The organism is Metabacillus sp. 113a, from assembly GCF_050107635.1.
GTDB lineage: Bacteria > Bacillota > Bacilli > Bacillales > Bacillaceae > Metabacillus_B.
This window is the reverse complement of sequence record NZ_JBNILJ010000014.1, coordinates 58,195-79,735: the sequence shown is the minus strand read 5'-3', so window position 1 is coordinate 79,735 and position 21,541 is coordinate 58,195. Positions and strand designations below refer to the sequence as shown.

The 21,541-nt window shown below is 46.2% G+C and carries 17 protein-coding genes; 12 read left to right on the top strand and 5 right to left on the bottom strand.

The window, feature by feature from the left end:
- Positions 1–152: 152 nt before the first annotated feature.
- Entirely contained in the window at positions 153–1,346 is a 1,194-nt protein-coding gene (gene hmpA / locus ACQCVE_RS16260) for an NO-inducible flavohemoprotein (RefSeq protein ID WP_426863417.1), read from the bottom strand.
- Between the two features lie 252 nt (positions 1,347–1,598).
- Between hmpA and ACQCVE_RS16255 the strand changes: the two genes are divergently transcribed.
- Genes ACQCVE_RS16255 through ACQCVE_RS16245 form a run of 3 tightly spaced genes read left to right on the top strand, consistent with a single transcriptional unit; the run spans position 1,599 to position 4,644 of the window.
- A complete protein-coding gene (locus ACQCVE_RS16255) occupies positions 1,599–3,479 on the top strand; it encodes an FtsX-like permease family protein (RefSeq protein ID WP_426863416.1) in 1,881 nt (626 codons plus the stop codon).
- A 13-nt stretch (positions 3,480–3,492) separates the two neighbouring features.
- Complete coding sequence (locus ACQCVE_RS16250) at positions 3,493–4,254, top strand: ABC transporter ATP-binding protein (RefSeq protein WP_426845475.1); 762 nt, start codon at positions 3,493–3,495, stop codon at positions 4,252–4,254.
- 36 nt (positions 4,255–4,290) lie between these two features.
- On the top strand, positions 4,291–4,644 hold the full coding sequence (locus ACQCVE_RS16245; protein WP_426845474.1) for a VOC family protein: 354 nt from the start codon (positions 4,291–4,293) through the stop codon (positions 4,642–4,644).
- Between the two features lie 108 nt (positions 4,645–4,752).
- Here the strand turns inward: ACQCVE_RS16245 and ACQCVE_RS16240 are convergent, their stop codons facing one another.
- Positions 4,753–5,985 carry a glycosyl hydrolase family 28-related protein gene (locus ACQCVE_RS16240; RefSeq protein ID WP_426863415.1) on the bottom strand — a complete coding sequence of 411 codons (1,233 nt, stop codon included), beginning with the start codon at positions 5,983–5,985 and terminating at the stop codon, positions 4,753–4,755.
- A gap of 241 nt (positions 5,986–6,226) precedes the next feature.
- Here ACQCVE_RS16240 and ACQCVE_RS16235 point away from each other — a divergent pair, with 241 nt between their 5' ends.
- The 3 genes from ACQCVE_RS16235 to ACQCVE_RS16225 are packed head-to-tail and all read left to right on the top strand — an operon-like array spanning position 6,227 to position 8,608.
- Positions 6,227–6,778 carry a DICT sensory domain-containing protein gene (locus ACQCVE_RS16235; RefSeq protein WP_426863414.1) on the top strand — a complete coding sequence of 184 codons (552 nt, stop codon included), beginning with the start codon at positions 6,227–6,229 and terminating at the stop codon, positions 6,776–6,778.
- A gap of 49 nt (positions 6,779–6,827) precedes the next feature.
- Positions 6,828–7,424 carry an ECF transporter S component gene (locus tag ACQCVE_RS16230; RefSeq protein ID WP_426845468.1) on the top strand — a complete coding sequence of 199 codons (597 nt, stop codon included), beginning with the start codon at positions 6,828–6,830 and terminating at the stop codon, positions 7,422–7,424.
- Entirely contained in the window at positions 7,421–8,608 is a 1,188-nt protein-coding gene (locus ACQCVE_RS16225; RefSeq protein WP_426863413.1) for a methyl-accepting chemotaxis protein, read from the top strand. The genes ACQCVE_RS16230 and ACQCVE_RS16225 overlap by 4 nt, the downstream gene beginning before the upstream one ends.
- Positions 8,609–9,041: 433 nt before the next feature.
- Here ACQCVE_RS16225 and ACQCVE_RS16220 read toward each other — a convergent pair whose 3' ends face one another.
- On the bottom strand, positions 9,042–10,373 hold the full coding sequence (locus ACQCVE_RS16220; RefSeq protein ID WP_426845465.1) for an FAD-dependent oxidoreductase: 1,332 nt from the start codon (positions 10,371–10,373) through the stop codon (positions 9,042–9,044).
- 197 nt (positions 10,374–10,570) lie between these two features.
- On the opposite strand from ACQCVE_RS16220, the gene ACQCVE_RS16215 reads away from it, so the two are divergent.
- The 3 genes from ACQCVE_RS16215 to ACQCVE_RS16205 all read left to right on the top strand — a co-directional run bounded on the left by ACQCVE_RS16215 (position 10,571) and on the right by ACQCVE_RS16205 (position 15,860).
- Complete coding sequence (locus ACQCVE_RS16215) at positions 10,571–11,245, top strand: response regulator transcription factor (protein WP_426845463.1); 675 nt, start codon at positions 10,571–10,573, stop codon at positions 11,243–11,245.
- The gene (locus ACQCVE_RS16210) at positions 11,242–12,603 is read left to right on the top strand and encodes a sensor histidine kinase (protein ID WP_426863412.1); all 1,362 of its coding nucleotides are present in this window, start codon (positions 11,242–11,244) and stop codon (positions 12,601–12,603) included. Before ACQCVE_RS16215 ends, ACQCVE_RS16210 begins: the two co-directional genes overlap by 4 nt.
- Before the next feature lie 101 nt (positions 12,604–12,704).
- Entirely contained in the window at positions 12,705–15,860 is a 3,156-nt protein-coding gene (locus tag ACQCVE_RS16205; protein WP_426863411.1) for an efflux RND transporter permease subunit, read from the top strand.
- 178 nt (positions 15,861–16,038) lie between these two features.
- On the opposite strand, the gene ACQCVE_RS16200 is transcribed toward ACQCVE_RS16205, so the two are convergent.
- Positions 16,039–16,398 (bottom strand): DUF948 domain-containing protein, encoded by a 360-nt coding sequence (locus ACQCVE_RS16200; protein WP_426845457.1) that lies wholly within the window; start codon positions 16,396–16,398, stop codon positions 16,039–16,041.
- Between the two features lie 120 nt (positions 16,399–16,518).
- Between ACQCVE_RS16200 and ACQCVE_RS16195 the strand changes: the two genes are divergently transcribed.
- A complete protein-coding gene (locus ACQCVE_RS16195) occupies positions 16,519–18,594 on the top strand; it encodes a class I SAM-dependent methyltransferase (RefSeq protein WP_426863410.1) in 2,076 nt (691 codons plus the stop codon).
- Between the two features lie 24 nt (positions 18,595–18,618).
- Here the strand turns inward: ACQCVE_RS16195 and ACQCVE_RS16190 are convergent, their stop codons facing one another.
- Complete coding sequence (locus tag ACQCVE_RS16190) at positions 18,619–19,962, bottom strand: MDR family MFS transporter (RefSeq protein ID WP_426845453.1); 1,344 nt, start codon at positions 19,960–19,962, stop codon at positions 18,619–18,621.
- A 155-nt stretch (positions 19,963–20,117) separates the two neighbouring features.
- Between ACQCVE_RS16190 and ACQCVE_RS16185 the strand changes: the two genes are divergently transcribed.
- Together ACQCVE_RS16185 and ACQCVE_RS16180 are read left to right on the top strand one after the other, a co-directional pair.
- Positions 20,118–20,762, top strand: a complete 645-nt coding sequence (locus ACQCVE_RS16185) for an SDR family oxidoreductase (RefSeq protein WP_426845451.1) — start codon at positions 20,118–20,120, stop codon at positions 20,760–20,762.
- Between the two features lie 125 nt (positions 20,763–20,887).
- On the top strand, positions 20,888–21,535 hold the full coding sequence (locus tag ACQCVE_RS16180) for a DsbA family oxidoreductase (protein WP_426845450.1): 648 nt from the start codon (positions 20,888–20,890) through the stop codon (positions 21,533–21,535).
- Positions 21,536–21,541: the final 6 nt, after the last annotated feature.

Here is a 21,541-nt window from a genome sequence, read left to right as displayed (position 1 = left end):
AGCCTGCCGGATCAGGTGCCGGAGCTTTAGTACGGCAGCGAAAGTGGGGCCAGGCACGGTGCCTGGCCCGCACTGCATTAACGCGGTGCGGGTCAGAGACCAGTCCCTGTAAACCTTGCGGCACAACGGCTAGGAGAGATGGTGCCAGAGCTTTAGCTCTCTAGCAGAGTGGGGGACTGGCCCCTCTTAATACTGGCTGCAGGCCCGAAAAATTCATAGTGGATTCGATTATCCGGAATCCCCATCTCATGGAGAGCTGCAATCATTACCTCCATAAAGGGAATCGGACCACACACATAAAAATCCCCGGCTGTCGTCTCAAGAGTTCTGTGCAGACGTTCGGCGCTGATTCTCCCTTGCCGGTTTTCGTAAAAAATGGCTGCACTGGAATTTGGCATTCTTTGAAGAATCCCGTTAATTTCGTCTTTAAAGGCATGGACTTCTTCGTTTTGCGCGGCATGTATATACTGGACTGGCTTTTCTGGCTGAGTTTCGGCAAGCCGGTGCATCATACTGAGAAACGGAGTTGTGCCTACCCCGCCGCTAATAAAAGTAGCAGGCTGCACCGTCTGTTCGATGAGTACAAAATCACCAGCGGGAGGACTTGCATCCAGCAGACTTCCAGCATGGATGTGTTCGTGCAAATAGGCAGATACCGTTCCATTTTCTTCTTTTTTTACTGATATCCGCAAGCAGCCTGTTCCCGGTGCATTGGAAAGACTGTACTGGCGATTATGCCAATATTCTTCTCCCGGCGGCTTTACACGGATGGTCACGTATTGTCCGGGAAGAAAATGAGGAATGGCCCGGTCATCTGCAGGAGCTAAGTAAAAGGAAGTGATGACGCTGCTTTCCTTTACTTTCTTTATGACCCGGAAGGCTTTAAAGCCGCTCCATCCGCCGTTTTGATTCTCCGCACTCGCGTAAAGCTCTTCCTCCGCCTGAATAAATACCCCGGCGATTACTCCATACGCCTCTTCCCAGGCTGAAAGAATCTCATCTGTTGCTTTTTCCTGAAGAATTTCCTTCATCGCTTTCAGCAAATAATCGCCTACTATTGGATAATGTTCTTTCTTAACTCCAAGGCTTCGATGTTTGTGGGCGATTTTTTCAACAGCAGGCAAAATGGCCTCAAGTCTATCGATATTTGCCGCTGCAGCAAGCACAGCCTGGGCCAGGGCGGCCTGCTGCCTTCCTTGCTTTTGATTGGATTGATTAAATAGATTTAAAAGATCTGGATGGTCGTTAAACATATTCTTGTAGAAGGAAGCCGTAATGTCTAAGCCATGCTGCATCAGTGCAGGGACAGTGGATTTTACAAGCTGCTTCGTTTTTTCGTTCAGCAAAAGGACCCGCTCCTTAATTAAAGAAGTATTTTTTATACATCTTAAAGGTAATGCTTTGCCGGAGTTAAAACAATATCAAGAATACATCTTTAAGTGCTTTGTCATAAAGCTATGACGTTTTTGTGAAAAATCAGTTATTTAGGAAAATTGACCAATTGGTTATTGACAGAATAAAGACAATCCAATAATGTATTAAGTGTACTAATTGTATTAATACACGTAATTCAAATAAAACCATAAGGAGTGTTTGGTGTGACGTTTCGAAAGCTGGCGCTGAATAACGTGCTCCGCAACTGGAGGACGTATGCCGCCTATTTTTTGAGCAGTGCGTTTTCGGTATTTGTATTCTTTATTTATGCGGTTCTTGCCTTTCATCCAGAGCTGACTGCATCCAGGCTGAGAGATGCTTCCACAGGCATGCATTTTGCAGAATCCATTATCTATGTGTTTACTTTTTTCTTCATCCTATATTCCATGAGTGCGTTTTTGAAAACAAGAAAGAAAGAGTTCGGGCTGCTGATCATGCACGGAATGACAAAGCTTCAGCTCAGAAAGCTCGTCTTTCTTGAAAACATTGTGATCGGAATTCTTTCCACTTTATTTGGAATCGGGGCTGGAATGCTCGCTTCGAAGGGGCTTCTCATGCTCGGGTCATACGTGATTGGCCTCACTCCGGAACTTCCGTATTATTTTCCTCAAAGTGCCATTGTACTGACCCTGTCGGCCTTTACCCTTTTGTTTTTCACAATTTCGCTTTTTACCGCTGCCGTTCTGCGGGGGAATAAGCTGATTGACTTGCTGACCGGAACTGAAAAACCGAGACCTGAACCGAGGGCATCCAGATTTCGGACATGTCTTGCTGTTGTCTTGCTTCTGGGAGGCTATGGAGCGGCAATTGCTGTAAAAGGAGTCATGGTCGTAACGGCGATGATTCCAGTTACGATCGTGGTCGTCATTGGCACGTACTTTCTTTTTACACAAGCCAGTGTATGGGTTCTGACCAAGGTGAAAAAGAACGAACGCATCTATTTGAACCGAACGAATATCCTGACCTTTTCAGATCTCTCCTACCGGATGAAAGACAACGCACGAATGTTTTTTATTGTCTCCATCGTTTCAACGGTTGCTTTTGCGGCAATCGGATCGCTTGTTGGCTTCCGTGCGCTGATGACAAACTCGGTCATACAGCAGGAGCCTTATACATTTGTCTATCAATCCACTCCATTGGATCAGAAAAAATCAGAGCGGATCAGGGCGATTGAGAATGGGCTGAGCGGGCTGGATTATGAAAAGCTGAGCGTTACCTACAAGCATCTTGAAGATGAAAACCAAGCGTATACGTTCATGAGCCAATCTGATTACAATCGTGCGGCTGCATTATGGAAAGAACCCAGCCTGTCCCTTCAAGGAGGGGAAGCCGCCATTATGCAGGATGATCTTTTATATCCCAGGGGCGTAAGTCAGAAGGAGGAGCCTGGGCCGGTAAAAATCAATGGACTTCCGGGTGAGACGGCCAATCCTCAAGTATTGGATAAGCTTCTTTTTTCAATGGGATTGTTTAAAGGAGACTTAGTCATTTTGCCAGACCGGAAATTTGCACAAATAAAAGCAGATGAAAAATTCTACACGGCGTATCGGACAGAAAAACCTTCTGAATCTCTGGCAGCCGGGAAAAAGCTTGTACAATCTTTTAACCTGGAAGAGGATACAGCCTTTCTTTTTACTTCTTCAGCCGTACAGGTTGACCAAGTGAAACAGTCCATCAATCTATTTTTATTTGTCGGGCTGTTTATCGGTCTGGTGTTTTTCGCTGCAGCCGGAAGCTTCCTTTACTTCCGCCTTTATTCAGATTTTGAAGAAGATGTGAAAAAGTATCAGGCCATCTCGAAGATTGGTCTGACAGGCAAAGAAATGAAACGAATTGTCACTGTCCAGATCTCGCTGCTGTTTTTTGTCCCGGTTGGAGTAGCGGCCTTGCATGGATTTGTAGCGCTGATTGCCCTTGGCAATATGTTCGGTACGAGTATTTGGACAGAGATTGCGATGGTGCTTGGAAGCTTCATGCTGATCCAGCTTGTTTATTTCCTCATCATCCGCTTCGGTTATGTAAATAAAGTAAGGCATGCTATTTAAAGGAGGAGCTATTATGCTGGAAGTGAAAAATGTCTCAAAACTATATGAAGGGAAGGTTTCCTATCGGGCACTTTCCAAAATTGATCTGACTGTTCAGAACGGAGAATTTGTCGGGGTCATGGGTCCATCGGGAAGCGGAAAAACAACGCTTTTGAATATGGTGTCCACAATCGATGCTCCGACATCCGGGGAAATCCTGATTGACGGGGCAAATCCGAATCAATTGTCCTCAAAGAAGCTCGCGCTGTTCCGCAGAAGAGAGCTCGGTTTTATTTTTCAGCACTTTAACCTGCTCCCGACACTGACGGTTAAAGAAAATATCGTGTTAAGCCTTACGCTTGATGGAATTCCTGTTAAAGAAATGAACCAAAAAGCAGAAAGGATCGCCGAAAAACTTGGAATCGCATCGATTCTTGATAAACGAACCTATGAGATTTCCGGCGGGCAGGCCCAGAGAACAGCGATTGCGAGGGCTGTCATCTATCAGCCCAAGCTGATTCTTGCGGATGAACCTACTGGAAACCTGGATTCGAAATCAGCTAAAGATGTCCTTGGAATTATGGAAGCCATTCATAAAGAAGCGAATGCCACTATGATGATGGTTACCCACGATGCTTCAGCCGCCAGCTATTGCGACCGCGTTGTTTTTATTAAAGACGGCAAGCTGCACAACGAAATAAAGAAAGGTGAAAGCAAGGAACAATTCTATAAAAAGATTATGAAGGTTCTTGGACAGCTGGAAGCAGGGGCTGCAGATTCTGTGGTGAATGATTAGATGATGCCTTATAAAAGGCAATAAGGGGGAACCATTATGGGGAGAGTCATCGGTTTTGAATTGAACAGTCAGGAGCCTGAGGTCACGGCTTCATTCTATGAACGGATGTTTGGCTGGAAAGTCGGGAAGGCGAAGTGGGATTACCGTGCTGTCACGACCGGCAGTGGCAACAGCACGGGCATCGACGGGGGAATTGCTAAAGGTCCGGCAGAATTTCCGAACGGCATCCGTCTTCAGATTGAGGTAGAGTCAATCGATCAAACCATCGGGCAAGCGGTGAAACATGGAGCGGCAATCGTCAGGGATAGAATGGAGTTTGATGGGTTTTATCTGGCGTATCTGGAGGATCCGACGGGTTTAGGAATCGGGCTGATAGAAAACAAAAAATAACCTGGCGGAAAGCAAAAGTATTGCCCGGCTTAGACACAGAAGGAGTCAATGGGGTCTGGAGGGAACTTAGCAGGATTTGAGGACAGGCACACGGGGCCTGTCCTCTTCTCAGCTTTCTCTCAGTGTTTCCTTCAAAGCCTTATTCTGATAGTCTGCTACATTAATCGGATGGTTGTTCAGCACTTCGATCCCTTTAATCTTTTTCTCTGCGAAGATCCCATACCGGCCATTTGCCAGAGTATTGTTTGAAACGGTGATATTGGCGCCGGTTCTTGGCTTGTCAGATGTAATCGATACCACAGACGAGTCCCTGTAATTTGCCCGGTGACCGTTCTGGATATAGTTTGCGTCTATTTTTACGTGGCTTGCGTTGGCCACATCAATGATTCTTCCATAGTCCCCTGAGCCGCTGATTGAGTTTTGCTGAATTACCGTATGATCAGCGTATACCGATATCGCCGCCCACATGTCGTATTTGTGAGGGTCATAATAGGTTGTATAGTGATTGTTTTTCCGAAAACTGTTGTAGATGATGTTTTTCTTGATTACCGCTCCGGGGGACTGGATTTTGATTGCCCGCTTATGAACATTCGTAAAGGTGTTGCCTGAAATTATCAAGCCTACCCGTTCTTTAAAGCCTTGAACAACAATTCCGTCTCCATCATCCTTTGGTCCGATGCTTGTTATGGTTGAGTTGGAGATGGTGATGTTCCGGGCAGGAGGCTGATCGTCTGAGCCGGGGCTGATCAATACTCCGCGGGCTACTTTATGGTTCCAGCCTTTAATCGGATTTCTGGCAGCCGCGTTGGAGATCCGGCTTTGATCAAGCGTGATATCGCTGGTGCCGCCTTCCACCCGGAAAGCACTGACCGTCTGCTGTGATAATTCAGGGCCGTTCGGCTGGTTGAAATTTTTGAGAATACCTTTAGAAACGTGAACGCGGGAAGAGCCGGGCTCGACCGTGATCCCTCTAAGCGACTTTTCTTTTCCATCAATCGTTAAATCATGTATGTGCACGCTGCTGCCTTTAATCCGCATGACCGATTCCATGCCGGATGAAGGGAAAATGCCGGCATGGTCGCCGTATACTTCTGTATGGGAAGAGACCAATAAATCCTTGCTTACTTTATAGGTTCCTTTCGGAAAATAAACCCTTTTATGCGCTCCGTCTTTTAAAGCTTCCTGAATGGGTTTCGTATCATCCTTCTTCCCGTCGCCTGCAGCACCATACTCTTTTACATTGAGGATATCCGTTTTCTTTTCATCATCTTTTTGCATAACAAGTACAATCAGCGTCAGGATCGCAGCAGATATAATAATCAGCCCTGCTTTCTTCTTCAAAACGAACCCTCCTTGCGGTTTGCTCATCCCCAGTTTACCTCATTCCCCAGTGCGGCGAATCCAAACTAAGTCATAGGATGGGGGAGGACCATGCACATATTTTAGGAGTTCGACAAAAAGTACCAGGTTAAAATATCTATAATTTTTGAATTTTGTAGTTAGACAGCTATGATTTACTAGTTTATAATTCTAATGGAGTAGATAAAATGTACTATAAATCAGATTGAAGGAGTGATTTGTTATGGAACTGCAGAAATTATCCCTATTTAACGAGTGTTTTGGAGCTGTCGACGGTGAAGTGGAAAAACTGGAAAATGCGCCGCTTTCAAGAATGAATGCATCATCTTTAAAATATGAAACAAGCGTCCCTCAGCTGGAGTATATGTGTCTAATGATGGAGAATATGGTGCTGACGAAGAAGCTCAAAGGAAATGTGTACGCTGGATTTCAAAAGTTTTCCCGCACTAAAAATGTACTTGACCGGTTTCAGGCGATGACAGAGTTTGCCAATGTCCATATTTTTGGGGAAGAGGATGTCAAAATGGATTCTTCTGACGGCATCAGCTATATCGCCCTTCCTCCAAACAGCGAACTGATGAGAGAATGGTTTTTAATCATTGATTCCCCTATGTTCAAGTCCATGATGACAGCCTATGATATGGAAGGCTTCGGAGTTCATGAAGTAGAAGAAAGCCGTAAATTCAAGGGCATTAAAACATCCAGCCCGGCTGTTGTTAAACAGGCTGTCGGACTTCTTGCCCCTCATATTAAAACGCCGTTGGAAACTCGATAACCGGCAGCTGAAAAGCTGCCTTTCTTTTGAATCAGAGAGGTGTGTGAACGTGTCTAAATTACAAAAAATGACCTCAATTTCCATTATGGCATCGTGCAGCCTGGTGCTCTATTATTTTAAATTTCCTCTCCCGATTTTCCCAGCCTTTCTAACCTTGGATTTGAGTGATATTCCAGCTTTAATCAGCGCCATTACTCTTGGACCGGCAGCGGGGATTCTTGTCCAGTTCATAAAAAACATACTGGAGTATGTGCTTCATGGCAGCTACGTCGGGTTCCCGGTCGGACAAACGGCCAACTTTCTTTCCGGTTCATTAATGGTTGGCCTGATCGGTTTTTTCTATCATGCAAAAAAAACCATCACCTGGAAAAGCATAACGCTCTCTATCGTCCTGTTTTTAACCGCTATGTACGCTCTCAACTATTTCTTCATTTTGCCGGCGATTATGAATCTCCTTGGGTTGAGTGCTGAGCAATATACGGCTTCATTCACTCCATTTAACCCGCTCGTCCAAAATATGGAGACAGCTGTTCTTTTCATTATTGTGCCATTTAATTTAGTGAAAATTACACTCGTTTATTCAATTGGAATTCCTTTTGCGGTAAAACTTCAGGGAATTTTGCATAAAAGGAGACTTGTTTTATGAAGAAGGATATATGGATTATAGCCGGGGTCATCATCCTGGCAGCTGCCGTTTCGCTATACAATTATTATGTGCCTTCTTTAATTGCGGCTCTTGGAGGGACGATTGCGGCAGCCGGTATTCTGGCGGCTGTGTATAAAAAATTGTCCCAATCTGCTGAGGTTCAGATTGAAGCTGCTGAGACCCCATCGGATTCGGGCCTCCAAGCTTCCCTTGAAGAGCTTCGTCATCTGGAGGCGCATGGCGGTCATCTCCAGCTGATGAACACACAGGTCAGTTCGTCCTCAGAGCAGGTCGGAGGCCAGCTGATCGAAATGTCAGAAGATATTGGACAGCAGAAGGAAATCATACATTCCTTTGGAGACCGTTTAGGGAAAATTAATGGAATGATTCAAAATCTGGATTCCCTTATCGAAGTAACCTCCAAATCCGCGGCAGATGTAACAGAGTTATCGAACAGCGGGAAGCAGAAAACAGAGGCTTTCAATCTGGTTTTTAATAAAATTATTGAAATCACAAACGAGTTTGGGACCTATAACGAAGAGCTTGCTGTAAAAATGAAGGAAGTGACAAAGGCCCTTGGCGCCATTGACTACATTTCCACCCAGACCAATCTGCTTTCTTTAAATGCTGCGATTGAAGCGGCGCGTGCAGGGCAGCACGGTGCAGGTTTTGGAATCGTTGCCGATGAAATCCGCAAGCTCTCGGCACAGGTAAAGGAAAGTGCCGTCGCGATTGAATCGATTGTGGAGGAAGTTCATGAGAGCATAATGGTTCAGGAAACATCCTTTGATTTGAATAAAGAGGTGCTTGAGGAAGGCAAGCTCAAGGGGGCAGAGATGAATGAAATTTTTCAGGAAGTTCTTTCTGCCATCCATGTTATTGCTGAGCAGTCGCACGAAGTGAAAAAAGACTCCAACGAAGTAGGTGCGGAAAATCAGCAGCTTATTGACCGTATGAATGAAATATTGAATCTCACCGAAAACCTGAGCCTGCGAACAGAAGGTTCAGCTGAACTCACCATGGAGCAGCAATCCAATCTGATGGAATTGGAAATGACCGCATCCTCCATCCAGCAGCACATCCAAACCATCCAGCAGCATCTGGAGAAAAGGGCAGGCGTGGAAGGGGAAGTTGCCTGGATAAGGCCGGCGGACCTGGTGAAGCGAACCCAGATCGCAAACTAATTCAGCAGAATCAGCCAAGTAGAAGGGAAGGCGGCCGGGCTGTTACAGACAGAGGCTTTGCCGCCTCCTGCCGGCGAACAGTAAAAAAGTGCTCTGAGCCATTGCTCTGAGCACTTTTTGCTTTGAATGATCGAACAGCATCCAGGTCAGGCCTCCCGGAATAAGGAAAGGGAGGTTCACTTTGATGGATAGCAGACCTTTTCCAGCTCCTGGTGGAGGGAAGCACAGCCTTTACCTCCGACCCTCACTCTGCTAAAGCACTAAACCTCCGTCCCCGATTATGTCTACTATTCAAGCTCTGTCCCCTAAGCATCGGAAGTATTGGGAGAGTAAGGATAAGGAGCAGGTCCCTCCTGCCCCCGGTCCTTTACCGTAGCGGGGGACGGAGGCGTAAGCGAAACCGATTATAAAGCAGGAACCGCCTCCTTAAAATTTACCCAATCGCCTGCAGCCCGGCCTGGTTCAGGAAATTCCAAGGCTTGTTATAGTGAGGCTGGAAGAAAAAGTCGACAAAGCCGAGTTCATCAATGGTCATCTCGTTTTGGATACAGACGGAGAGCGTATTGACCGCCTGGGTGACATCCGCCTCCGACATCACTTGAGCGCCGACGATGCGGTTTGTCCCTTCTTCGTACACAACCTTCAGCATAATCTCTTTGTATTCAGGCATGAATTCCGGCTTATCATTTTCTTTAATTGTGATGGATCTCACATTCATATCTAAATGAGAAGCCGCTGCCTCTGTTACACCGGTAGAGGCAATGTTCAGATCGTAAATTTTTATGCCTGACGTTCCCTGGGTCCCCATATAGCGGACCGTTGGTTTCATAATGTTCTTCGCAACAAGCGTCCCCATGCGGACGGCGTTTGTGGCAAGCGGAATATACGCAGGCTGCTTCGTCGGATTATAACGGATAGCACAGCTGTCGCCTGCGGCAAAAATGCTGGGATCGCTCGTTCTCATGTATTCATCCACGATAATGGCGCCGTTTGGAAGCATATCCACTTCGCCTTTTAAAAGTCCGGTATTCGGTTTAAACCCGATGCAGAGAATGACAAGGTCCGCTTCATATTCTCCCGCTGACGTAATGACCTTGGATACGCGGCCTTCCATTCCTTCAAAACGCTGGACGGTTTGGCTAAGGGCAAGGTTTATTCCCTTAGATACGAGCTTCTCTTCAATAAGATCTGTATATTCAGGATCCAGATATTTGTTTAATATACGATCTTCTCCATCAATGAGCGTAACCTGTTTTCCGGCTTGTTCGAATGCTTCTACAAGCTCAATGCCGATGTACCCTGCTCCAACAACGGTAATGTTCTTTGCATCCTTTGCTTTTTCAATAATGGTTCTGGCGTGTGAATAATTTTTGCACAGCTGGATGTTTTCCAGACGAATTCCCTCAAGCGGAGGAATAATAGGCCATGATCCGGTTGTCACAACAAGCTTATCGTAAACATCCTTCCTTGATTCGCCTGTCTCCATATTCGTTACGGTAATTTCCTTGTTCGTCCGGTTTATATTTGTAACCTCATGTTTTAATTTCATTTGAATTCCCTGCGATGCCAGCTGTTCAGGAGAAGAGTAGAATAAACTTTCCGCTTTTTCTACAACCCCGCCCACATAAAGGGCAATTCCGCAGGAAAGGAAGGAGACATTATCATTTTTCTCATAAACCGTGATTTCTGCTTCCGGGTATTGCTTTTTCATATTCGAAACCGCTGCAGTACCAGCATGAGTGCACCCAATGACAATAACTTTCATAAAAGAAAACCTCCTAAAGTGTATGTTGTGAAGTTTTTCACAAGTATATGTGAAGAGTTTCACATGTCTTACTTACAGTATACTCCTTCAGACAAAAAATGCAACACCATGTGAAGAGTTTCACATAATAGACATATTGTTTAATTTTTTATGTTAAGGCATCATAAAAAGTAGAACAGCACAGGAGGAAGGAACCGATGATCCGCATTTTAGCAGCAGATGATGATGCTCATATTCTAAAACTAATCACCGTGTATTTAAAAAACGAAGGCTTTGTTGTTTTGCCTGCGAGAGATGGGGCTGAAGCCCTTCAGCTTCTGGAAAAAGAAAAGGCGGATTTGGCCATTATCGATTTAATGATGCCGAAAATGGATGGGTATGAGCTGTGCCGCGAAATCCGCACCTATTATGATATGCCGATTTTGATGCTTACTGCCAAGGGGGAGCCGGAGGATAAAATTAAAGGCTTTCAGCTCGGTACAGATGATTACGTTGTTAAACCCTTTGATCCAATCGAGCTCGTGCTGAGGGTAAGGGCACTATTGAGGCGGGCAGCCATTCAATCCTCACACAAACTTGAAGCAGCAGATATCACGATGGATGCTTTAAGTAAGGAAGTTTGGATGGATGGGCGCAAAATGATGCTCCCTTTAAAAGAATTTGAAATTCTTTTTAAAATGGCGAGCTATCCGAATCGGATTTTTACCCGGGGAGAGATGATCGAACAATTCTGGGGAGCTGATTATGAGGGGGATGATCGGACCGTGGATGTTCATGTGAAAAGGGTCCGGGATCGGCTTCGTGAAGCGGGTTCCTCAGTGAAAATAGCAACAGTTAGAGGACTCGGCTACAGGCTGGAGGCTTGGGAATGATTAAAAAGCTGTATTGGCAAATCGTTTTAACCTTTATAGGATCCATTTTATTAAGCCTTGTTCTGGCGTTTGCCATAGCCGATCACCTTTATTTGCAAAACAGGGTGGATCAGCTTAACGGACAGGTTACTTCTCTGGCTAAGGAAGTCGCCGGTGCTTATGAAGACGGGGACACCAGCCAGGGGAAACAATCCCTCGATTTGCTCGCCAAGCTGGATGTGAAATCTGTGATTTACAGGAAGGACGGGAGCGTAGAATACAGCAGTTCGTCATGGAGACCGGAAGAAAAAGCGGTAAAAAAAGTGTTAAACGGGGGCGTTTACAAAAGTGACTCGAACAGGCGGCCGGCTCCGCCTTCTCCGCTCGTATATAATGGCTATCCGATTTGGATGGGCGAGGAGCGCTTTGCCCTCTTTATTTCTCCCAATTTGGTTACGCTTCTTAGTGACTTTAGAAGGGTGCTCAGCATTATTCTTATATCGATCCTAGCCATCGGGAGTATGCTGTTTTTAATCACCAGCCGCTTCATCACAAAACCGATCCAGCAGCTAACAGCCGCCTCAAACGAACTTTCCAGAGGGAACTTTGCTATTCAGCTCGGTTCAAGAAGAAAGGATGAACTCGGCAATCTTACGGCAAGCTTTAATCAGATGACCCGGGAGCTTGGAAAGCTTGATTCCATGAGAAAGCAGTTTGTAGCAGATGTATCGCATGAAATACAGTCCCCGCTGACATCAATCCGCGGCTTTGCACAAGCCCTGAAAGATGGCGTCATAGAGAATGAGCAGGAGCAGAAAGAATATCTTACTATTATTGAAACGGAAAGCAGGAGGCTGTCGGAATTAAGCCAAAACCTGCTGAAGCTCGCAGCATTGGAAAGCGAGCATCCGCCTTTTGAACCCGAGAAGATCCAGCTGGATGAACACATCCGGAGAACGGCCGCATCCCTTGAGCCGCAATGGAAGGCGAAGCAGCAGAACGTAGATTTGAGGCTTAATCCGGTGGCGATTTCAGGAGATTCCCGGCAGCTGAATCAAGTATGGATGAATTTGCTGACAAATGCGATCCGGTATACTGACGAAAGGGGAACCATCTGTGTCACTGCTGAATCAGATGAAAAGCAGGCCATAATCCGGATTTCGGACAATGGAGCGGGTATTTCCAAAGAGCATCAGGAAAAAATATTCCGCCGCTTTTACAAAGCTGATCCAGCGCGGACCCGTGAAAATGGTGGCAGCGGACTCGGGCTATCGATTGTCAAGCGGATTGTGGAGCTGCATGATGGCGGCATTCAAATTGAAAGTGAGCCTGGAGAAGGGACGCTGGTTACAGTAAGATTGCCGAAGGATAAGAATTAATCACTGAAGGCTGCAGCTGATAAAAAGGATCACAAGTTCATATCCAGTTCATATTTCCGGACTATATTGAAGATGTTCCCAAATATAGAGGAGGAAAGAACATGAACTTGAACCGGTTTACAAAATTCAGTCTAAAAAATGCAATTGCCGTCCTGATCCTAACCGTGCTTGTACTGGCAAGCGGCTTGGCGGCAACTCAAAGCATAAAAACAGAAACGTACCCTGATGTCACGTTCCCGGTCATATCAGTACAGGCCGTTTACCCAAACGCTTCGACTGAGGAGGTTGAGGAATCCGTAACGAAGCCGATTGAGGAAAAGCTTCTCAACGTAAAAGGCTATGAATCGGTTTCGAGTGAAAGCTCTGAAAATGCAGCTGTCTTCCAAATCATGTACGAATACGGGAAAGACCTGGATGAAGCAAAAGCAGAAATAGAGGAAGCAATCGGACAGGCCAGCCTTCCTGAAAAGGCCAATGAACCAGAAGTCCGAACGCTTTCAATCGATATGCAGCCAATCTATAAAGCCGCCTTCTCAGGGAATGACCTGAGGGAAATGCAAGCCTATATAGAGGACACAGTCGTTCCAGAATTGGAGGAGAAAGAGGGAGTCCAGCAGGTGACGCTGACCGGTGTGGAGACTGACTCCTTAAAGATTGAAGTGGACGAAGAAAAAGCGGCCGAGAAAGGTATCAGCCTTGCAGACGTACAGTCTGCAGTGGAAAATCAGCAATACAAAATACCCGCAGGGACCCTTACAGAGGATGGAGAAAAAACACCGCTGCAGGTCGAAGGCAGCATCGGGGATTTGGAGGAGCTGAAAAATATTGAAGTGAAAAGCAGCGCCTCCCTCAGCCGGCAAGCTCAGCCCCCTCAGCAAGCTCCTGCTCAAGGTACGGAAACCGGCCAAGCCCGGCAGCAGAGCCAAGGTTCAGAACAGGCCCAGGGTGAGTCAGCCCCTGTTCTTTTATCGGACATATCGGACATTACCACGGTAAAAAATAAATCAAATATAGCCCGTTATAACGGTAAAGACAGTATTATTCTGCAGGTAACAAAGACGCAGGAAGGCAATACCGCGGAAACCGCAAAGCTTGTAAGAGAAACGGCAGAAAAAGCCGCAGCCGATCAGGACTACACCCTTCATACCGTAGCCGATCAAGGTGCGGAGGTGGAAGAATCAATCGAGTCCCTTCTAAAGGAAGGCGGATACGGAGCGCTGTTTACGGTTCTCATCATTCTGCTGTTCCTCCGTAATTTCAGGGCAACCATTATAGCGGTTGTATCATTGCCGGTCTCCATTCTCGGTACAATTCTTTTGCTCAATCAATTCGACTACACCTTGAACATCATGACGCTTGGAGGAATGGCGGTTGCCATAGGACGGATTGTAGATGACAGTATCGTTGTCATCGAAAATATATACCGATGGAAACAAAAGCATCCGGATATGCCTCAGAAGCCTCTCGTTTTCAAGGCCGTTAAAGAAGTAATGGGACCAATCGCTTCCTCTACAATAGCAACCTTGATTGTTTTTCTGCCGCTCGCTTTTGTAGGCGGAATTCTGGGAGAGTTTTTCCGGCCGTTTAGTCTGGCCGTCGTATTTTCCATCTCCATTTCTCTTATTGTCGCCATCATGCTTATTCCGGTTCTCGGAAGCGGGCTGTTTAAAAAAGTGAAGCCATTAGAGCATAAAGCGAAGTGGGCCGGAGCATATGAGAAATTTCTTCGTGGTGCGCTAAAGCGGAAAGTGCTTGTATTTGCGGCGTCTATTGTGCTTCTAATTGGTTCATTCGCAGCGATCCCTGTAATCGGGCTTTCCTTTATCCCGACCGGTCAGGCAACATCGCTAGAGGTGAAAGTGGAATTGCCAGAGAGTGCAACCCTTGAGCAAACGAATGAAACAGCAAAGAAAATCGAAGAGGATTTAAACGATGAAAAGGATATCGCCTACAGCCAGGCATCAATCGGATTCTCGGAAATACGTTCCTTTGAAGATGCTGGAAAAGGAAGCTCCGAAAACACAGCGGTCTTTTTCATTGAATTAAAAGAAGGAACAGATATGAACCAGGCTCTTGAAAAATATGAAAATAAAATCAGCAGCCTGGCAAAAGAAGATGCTAAAGAAGCAATCGTTACCGCTGCAGAAGTCCAGGAAGATGGACCGCCATCCGGCAACAGTGTTGAGGTAAGCCTTTACGGTAATCATCTCGAAAGCCTCCGCAGCGCATCCGGACAAGTGGAAGACTTGCTTGCAGAAGACGGACGTTTAAAAACCATTCAAAATGATATGGAAGAAACCCAGACAAAATATAGTTTCGCCTTGAGTGAAGAGGGCAGGAATCTGAACATCCAGCCAACCCAAATCTCACAGCCAATCAGTGAGCGCGTTAATGGCATCAAGGATGGCACGGTGACCATCAATGAAGAAGAATGGGATTTAGAACTGGCCTTTGACGAAACTCCCGCTTCAAAAGAGGACATACAGAGCTTGACGATCCAGACACAGGAAGGAGAAAAAGAACTGGGGGTATTAATGGAGATCACTGAGGCTGAAGTGCCAGTTTCGATCCGTCATGAAGATGGACGTACCCAGGCCATGGTTTCCGGTATCATCAAAACAGGAGACACTGCCCGGGTCACAGAGGACCTTCAGCAGGATCTTCAATCTCTGAAGCTCCCCGACAATGTAGATTTAGAGGTAGGCGGCGGACAGGAAATGATTTCTGAAGGGCTTGAAGACCTCGGACTTGCGATGCTTGCAGCAGTTGTCCTCGTCTTTCTGGTGCTTGGGATAACATTCGGAGGAATACTCACTCCGCTAGTCATTCTGTCATCCCTAATTTTTATTCCGGTGGGGTCACTTACAGCACTGCTCATTACCGGAGAAACGTTATCCATGCCGGCAATGATTGGTATGCTGATGCTCATTGGAATTGTTGTGACAAACGCCGTGGTGCTGCTCGACAGGGCGGAAAGCAACAGGAAAGACGGAATGGGGCTGACTGATTCCATTATAGAAGCTTCTGTAACCCGTCTTCGCCCGATTCTAATGACTGCACTTGCAACGATATTTGCGCTCGTGCCCCTTTCCTTATCTGATTCTGCATCAGGAGTCATCTCGAAAGGACTCGCTATTGCGGTCATCGGAGGATTGACAACATCCACTCTCCTGACGCTTGTCTTTATTCCCGCCCTTTACAATGCGGTTGGAAAATGGAGAACCATTTCTGCTGAGGATGAACTTGAAGACAGATAACATTTCATTTAACTCTTGATCGGAGGGTGCCGGAGATTTCGTGCTGTATAGGAGTGAGGGGACCCCGCAAATACGGAAAAAGTGCTCAGAATACTCTGAGCACTTTTTTTGCATCGGAAGACCGGGGTGGAGGCGCCCCCCACGTTTGAAAACTGCCGGATTTCACCCCTGAAATCGATTACTTCAGTTTAATCTGAACAGGCTTCGATTCCTGATTAATGGTTTTCGGCTTTGGCTTCTGAGCCGTAGCCCTCTTTACGGAGCTTGTTACATTCTGGATGACCTCGCCAACGTCATGTGCTGATTCCACTAATGGATCCACTGCTTTCATTTTTCCTTTTAAATCATCCGAAATCTGGTTCGCAGAATGGATTAAACCTTCCGCTTCTCCCGTCAGACTGTTTACAGCGCCCCGTGCATCAGATAGCGTCTTTTCTGTTTCGGCAAGGGTTTTCATGACCTTGCGCAGCGTACGAATCAGGTAGAGTACCAGAATCGTAAAGGCGGCCGCCGCTATAGCAGCACTCCACTCAAGCATCTGTCCCAGCTCCCTTCTGTACTCTCAGTCTATGAGGACAGCATCTTAGACATTCCTTTTACCTGCTTTCAGGAAAAGGTATGATAAAGAAGTATCTTTCTAGATAAAGGAGCGAACACAGTGCTTTCTTCCTTAAACGCTATCAGCAGCCTGAAATCCGGTCATACCCTATTGCTGCGGGAGTATCCATGGCTAAAATACCTTTCTTTGACTAAAGAAAAAAATGTGAACCTCGAGCAAGTGGAATCATTGGGATCCATTGCCGAAAATCCAGTGCTGGATTACGTCGAGCAAACCTTGAAGATTTTAAACAGCCTCGCATTGAAGGAAGAGGAAAAAAGGATAATCGAGGAGGTCCTCGTCTGGAGTGAAACCGCAAAATGCGGCCTCCCCCATCAGCGAAGGGAGTGGCTGGAGAAAGGCTTTCAGCTGGCCATCCATAATATCGGATCTGCTCAAATTTACGCGGATGAAATGGAAAAGCTCCCTGCATGGAAAAGAAGCAGAGAACGGGAAGAACTGGTTTACCTTCTAATATTGACTCACGGTTTGGCTGGCCAGTACATCCGGGGAGAGGTCCGCTATACCTCTATTATTCCGCTGGCACAACGGGTGACGGAGAGCAAGGAAAATATGAAAGACCTTCTTTTTGCTTTAAATCGCTGCATTGTTGAGGGAGTGGCAAAAGAAATCTGGAAATCGGCCGAGGGGGAAATGGAACAGGTTATCGGCTGGATTAGTGCGGGGGAAACGGACAGGGAGCAGAGCCTTGAAGAAAGAATGGGAAGACTGAGAACAAAAGCATCTCATTCCGGCGAAGACTTTTCTGCCGTTTATCAAACGTACATAAAAGAAATCCCTCACGCGGAAGACCGGCTCTCGGCTTTTTTTAAAGATGTGGACTTGTGGTATGTAGAAGCGGCACTCCATGATTTTACCTTTGAAGAATTCGTGAAAATCTTTCTGCTGTCTGAAAGCCAGACGCGCGGCTACATCGTTAAGCAGCTTTCCTTTGAGCTCATGATGAAGGAGCTTTACTATGATTACAAAGGGAAGAAGACCGTGAACATCTACAAAAAAAGAATCATCGAATCCTTTTTGGCCGAGCGTTCGATTGAGGACATCCTTGCCGGCAGCTGGCCCGCAAATGCCCATGTCCAGCTCTCGGCTGTTCCTTTGCATCCCGGGAATGAAATGATGGCCGTCCGTTTTGCTTTCTCATCAGCAGGAGAGAAGCTGATCGAGTTTTGCCAGGAGGCCGAGAAATCACCGCTATATGATCGTGCCATTGTTCTCCTGTATGATTTGTTTCGTTTTAGGAAGGATGCGTATGACCGCCTTAACAATGAGCAGACGTACTTGAATGATATGAACAGCTCCCATGATTTTAAAAAGAAAATTTCAGATTACGCAGTCGGAAGGACAATGATTGACATTGGCCCTGGGGGTGGGGTGATGCTGGACCTTCTCACCCGCCATCATCCTGAAGCAAGGGTGATTGGAATCGATATTGCCGTCAATGTCGTTGAAGAGCTGAAGCGGAAAAAGCAAAGAGAGAACGCAGCATGGGAAGTTATGCAGGGGGATGCCCTGAAGCTTGAGCAAAATGTATGGGAACAGGGAGTAGATACCATTGTTTTCTCATCTATACTCCACGAAATGTTTTCCTATATTCCCTATAATGGAAGGAAATTCAATCATGAGGTGATTGCCGAAACCTTGCGGAGCTCGTTCAGGACCCTTAGCAGCAAAGGCCGGATTATTATTCGTGACGGCATCATGTCAGAGCCTGAAAATCAGGAAAGGATCATTCGTTTGCTGGAGCCGGATGGCTTTCCCTTTTTCGAAAGGTATGTTCAGGATTTCAAAGGAAGGCAGATCGATTACCGCGGAGCTGGAAAAGACACCATCCTCTTGAATATAAACGATGCAATGGAGTTTCTCTACACGTACACATGGGGAGAAGAAGCGTATCCCCATGAAGTGCAGGAACAATTCGGTTACTTTACACCGTCCGGTTTTCGGCAGTTCATTGCCGAAACGCTCGGGAGCGAAGCTGAAATCCTGGTTTTTGAGCATTATTTGCAGGAAGGCTATGAAGAGCATTTACTTAAAAAGATTGAGATTTTTGATAACGGCATGAACCGGGTCAGTCTTCCAGACAGCACCTGTTTTATCGTCATTGAGAAAAAATAGCAGAACAAAAAGCCGTCCTGTCTTCTAGCGCTGGACGGCTTTTGCTTCAATCGGTACAGCAGCGTGCCGAACGCTTATTTGATGGGCTCTGTAAAGCAGCGGAACGCCAATGGCCGTCATCAAAGCAAGTAATCCAAAAAGGAGAAATGGCTGCGCAGCTCCGAAAAAATCAAGCAGTACTCCTCCCGCAAAAGGGCCGATCACTCCACCCAGTCCTGTGAAGCCCATGGCTCCAAAATAAGAGCCCTTGAGCCCGGGTTTCGCGAGCTGGTCTACAAAAAGATCGGTCATCGAAAACATTAAGACCTCTCCAATAGTAAACAAAACAACAATGCCAAGGATTCCAGCAAGCTGATCCGTTAAGCTGAAGCAGATAAGGCTAATCGATATGAGAAGGTTGCCGGCCATGATCGAAACAACAGGGCTGTATTTTTTCCCGAACCGGATCAGCGGATACTGAATCAAAATCACAATGACCGCATTGAATGTCAGCATATACGAAAAGAACTGGGCGCCATCCTCTATTTTAGGCGAGCTCGCGAAAAATTGCGGCAAAGTAGAGCTGAACTGTGAAAATCCCGCAATCGATAAAATGATCCCAATCAATCCGAGTAAATAAACCGTATCTTTTCTCAGGACGCCGACTGCTTCCTTCACTGTTACAATAGGTTTTCCTGCGGAAGGTGACCCGATTTTGTAAGCAGTCAGCATATAAACAAGAGTCAGCCCGTAAAGAAAACTGGTTCCGGCTGCATAATAAAAGGGTGTGAGATCCGTAGAAGCGCCAAGGTGCAGTCCGATGATCGGACCGAATACAACCCCGACATTAATAGCCGTATAGCGAAGATTAAAAATCACCAGCCTGTTTTTCTCCTCTGTAATTTCCGATAAAATGGCCCTTGAGGTCGGCTCAAATACGGCCCGGCACAATCCATTCAGCATATTCATGATAAAAAACATCCACACACCTGAAGACTGGGCAAAGCCCGCAAACACGAAGCTCCATAAGAAAATAGAAATCAGCAGCACAGGCTTCTGGCCAAACCGGTCCGCCAAATACCCCCCATAAAAACTGGCTCCAATCCCGACAAGCGAGCTGGCGGCGATAATGGTCCCTGTCATTGAAGGGGAAACCCCCAATTTGCCGGTTAAATAGATGGCCAGAAACGGAATGCTCATAGACGTCGCCATTCGGCTGAACAGCGTGCCCAAAATAATATTCCATGCAATCGGGTGAACCAATCTCAGCCTGCTCACATTCATGTAAAAAACTTCCTTTCCAACTCCTGACTCTATTCTAGCAGACCGATTTATCCCCGTCATCCATTCAGCGATGGAGAGGCTGACGGAAAATAAGTGGAGGATCATACAGGATTTTTTCGCCCAAAAGGACTGGCATCACAAGCTTAAATCGTTTAAACAAACGTTCAATTAACGCATCCGCCAAACAGGTTGTTTGAACGCAATGCTCGTTTTTGCCAAAATAGGGACAAGCTAAAAACAACTGAAGGGAGAGGAATAAGATGAAAGTATTAATCGCAGGTGCAAATGGACAAATTGGAAAGCAGGTTGTCGACATCCTTAAAAACGAAGGGGAGCACACCCCGGTGGCGATGGTTAGAAAACAGGAACAGGCAGACGCTTTTGCTGAAAACGGCGTAGAAACGGTACTGGCTGATCTGGAAGGAACAGTCGGAGAACTTGAAAATGCGGTAAAGGGGCATGACGCAGTCATCTTTACAGCGGGCTCAGGAGGAAGCACAGGCTCGGATAAAACGCTTCTAATTGATCTTGATGGTGCGGGAAAGCTGATTGAAGCCGCAAAAAACAGCGGAGTTCAGCGGTTTATCATGGTGAGTGCCTTACAGGCCCATAACCGTGAGAACTGGAATGACAAGCTTCTTCCTTACTATGCGGCTAAGCATTATGCGGACAAGGAGCTTGAGCGGAGCGGTTTGGACTATACAATCGTCCGGCCCGGAGGCCTGCTCAATGAAGCAGGGACCGGAAAAATAGCCGCTGCTGAAAACCTGGAGCGCGGTTCCATTCCGCGTGCAGATGTAGCGAGAGTGATTGCAGAATCGCTGACTGCTGAAACCACGATTAACCGGTCTTTTGATTTAATCAGCGGCAGCAAAGATATAAAAGAAGCGCTGCGGGATATATAAAGCTAAAGCCGGGACATTTCCCGGCTTTTTACATTCAAAAACAGATGATTAGACAGGCTCCACCATCCTTTTTACAATAAGTTTATTGCCCGGTAACACAATCCGGGAATAAGGAGGAAGAGAAATTGGCTGCTAAAAAATTAACGATTTATTCAGATTTTATCTGCCCGTTTTGCTATATAGGAAAAGTAAATGCAGAACGTGTCCAGGAAATGGTTCCAGATCTTGAAATTGAATGGAAGGAATTTGAACTCCATCCTGAAGGTCAGCCGGATCCAGGCAGTCCTTATATGAAGCAAGCCCAGGATAGTGTAAATCATTTGGCTGAAAAGTACGGAATTGACATGAAGCCGGATGTACTGACAACGGTAACGAGCGATTCCAGAATAGCTATGATGGGACTTCATTATGCTGAAGAAAAAGGGAAATCAGCTGAATACCGCAATGCCGTTTTTCATGCTTACTGGATTGAAGGGCATGATATAGGAAATCTTGACGTACTAGGCGGTGTGGTTTCCTCATTGGGTATGGACGAAAGTGAATTTTTAGAAGCACTCAGACAGGAAAAATATTTGCCGGCTGTACTGGAAGAAATTGAACATGCTCACAAAATTGGGGTGCAGGGTGTACCAACCTACGAGTATGAAGGTGAAATGACAATGGGTGCTCAGTCACCAGAGAGATTGAAACGCTTCGTTGAGGCGGTAGATGACTTAAAACAAGCTAAAAACTCTGATGATGCAGCGCCAGCTTGCGGTCCTGAGGGGTGTTAAATAGCT

What these genes read in the sequence shown, in the direction of transcription:
- ACQCVE_RS16250 (WP_426845475.1), top strand. Translation starts at nt 3,493, where the DNA reads ATGCTGGAAGTGAAAAATGTCTCAAAACTATATGAAGGGAAGGTTTCC.
- ACQCVE_RS16245 (WP_426845474.1), top strand. Translation starts at nt 4,291, where the DNA reads ATGGGGAGAGTCATCGGTTTTGAATTGAACAGTCAGGAGCCTGAGGTC.
- ACQCVE_RS16235 (WP_426863414.1), top strand. Translation starts at nt 6,227, where the DNA reads ATGGAACTGCAGAAATTATCCCTATTTAACGAGTGTTTTGGAGCTGTC.
- ACQCVE_RS16225 (WP_426863413.1), top strand. Translation starts at nt 7,421, where the DNA reads ATGAAGAAGGATATATGGATTATAGCCGGGGTCATCATCCTGGCAGCT.
- ACQCVE_RS16220 (WP_426845465.1), bottom strand. Translation starts at nt 10,373, where the DNA reads ATGAAAGTTATTGTCATTGGGTGCACTCATGCTGGTACTGCAGCGGTT.
- ACQCVE_RS16215 (WP_426845463.1), top strand. Translation starts at nt 10,571, where the DNA reads ATGATCCGCATTTTAGCAGCAGATGATGATGCTCATATTCTAAAACTA.
- ACQCVE_RS16210 (WP_426863412.1), top strand. Translation starts at nt 11,242, where the DNA reads ATGATTAAAAAGCTGTATTGGCAAATCGTTTTAACCTTTATAGGATCC.
- ACQCVE_RS16205 (WP_426863411.1), top strand. Translation starts at nt 12,705, where the DNA reads ATGAACTTGAACCGGTTTACAAAATTCAGTCTAAAAAATGCAATTGCC.
- ACQCVE_RS16200 (WP_426845457.1), bottom strand. Translation starts at nt 16,398, where the DNA reads ATGCTTGAGTGGAGTGCTGCTATAGCGGCGGCCGCCTTTACGATTCTG.
- ACQCVE_RS16190 (WP_426845453.1), bottom strand. Translation starts at nt 19,962, where the DNA reads ATGATCCTCCACTTATTTTCCGTCAGCCTCTCCATCGCTGAATGGATG.
- ACQCVE_RS16185 (WP_426845451.1), top strand. Translation starts at nt 20,118, where the DNA reads ATGAAAGTATTAATCGCAGGTGCAAATGGACAAATTGGAAAGCAGGTT.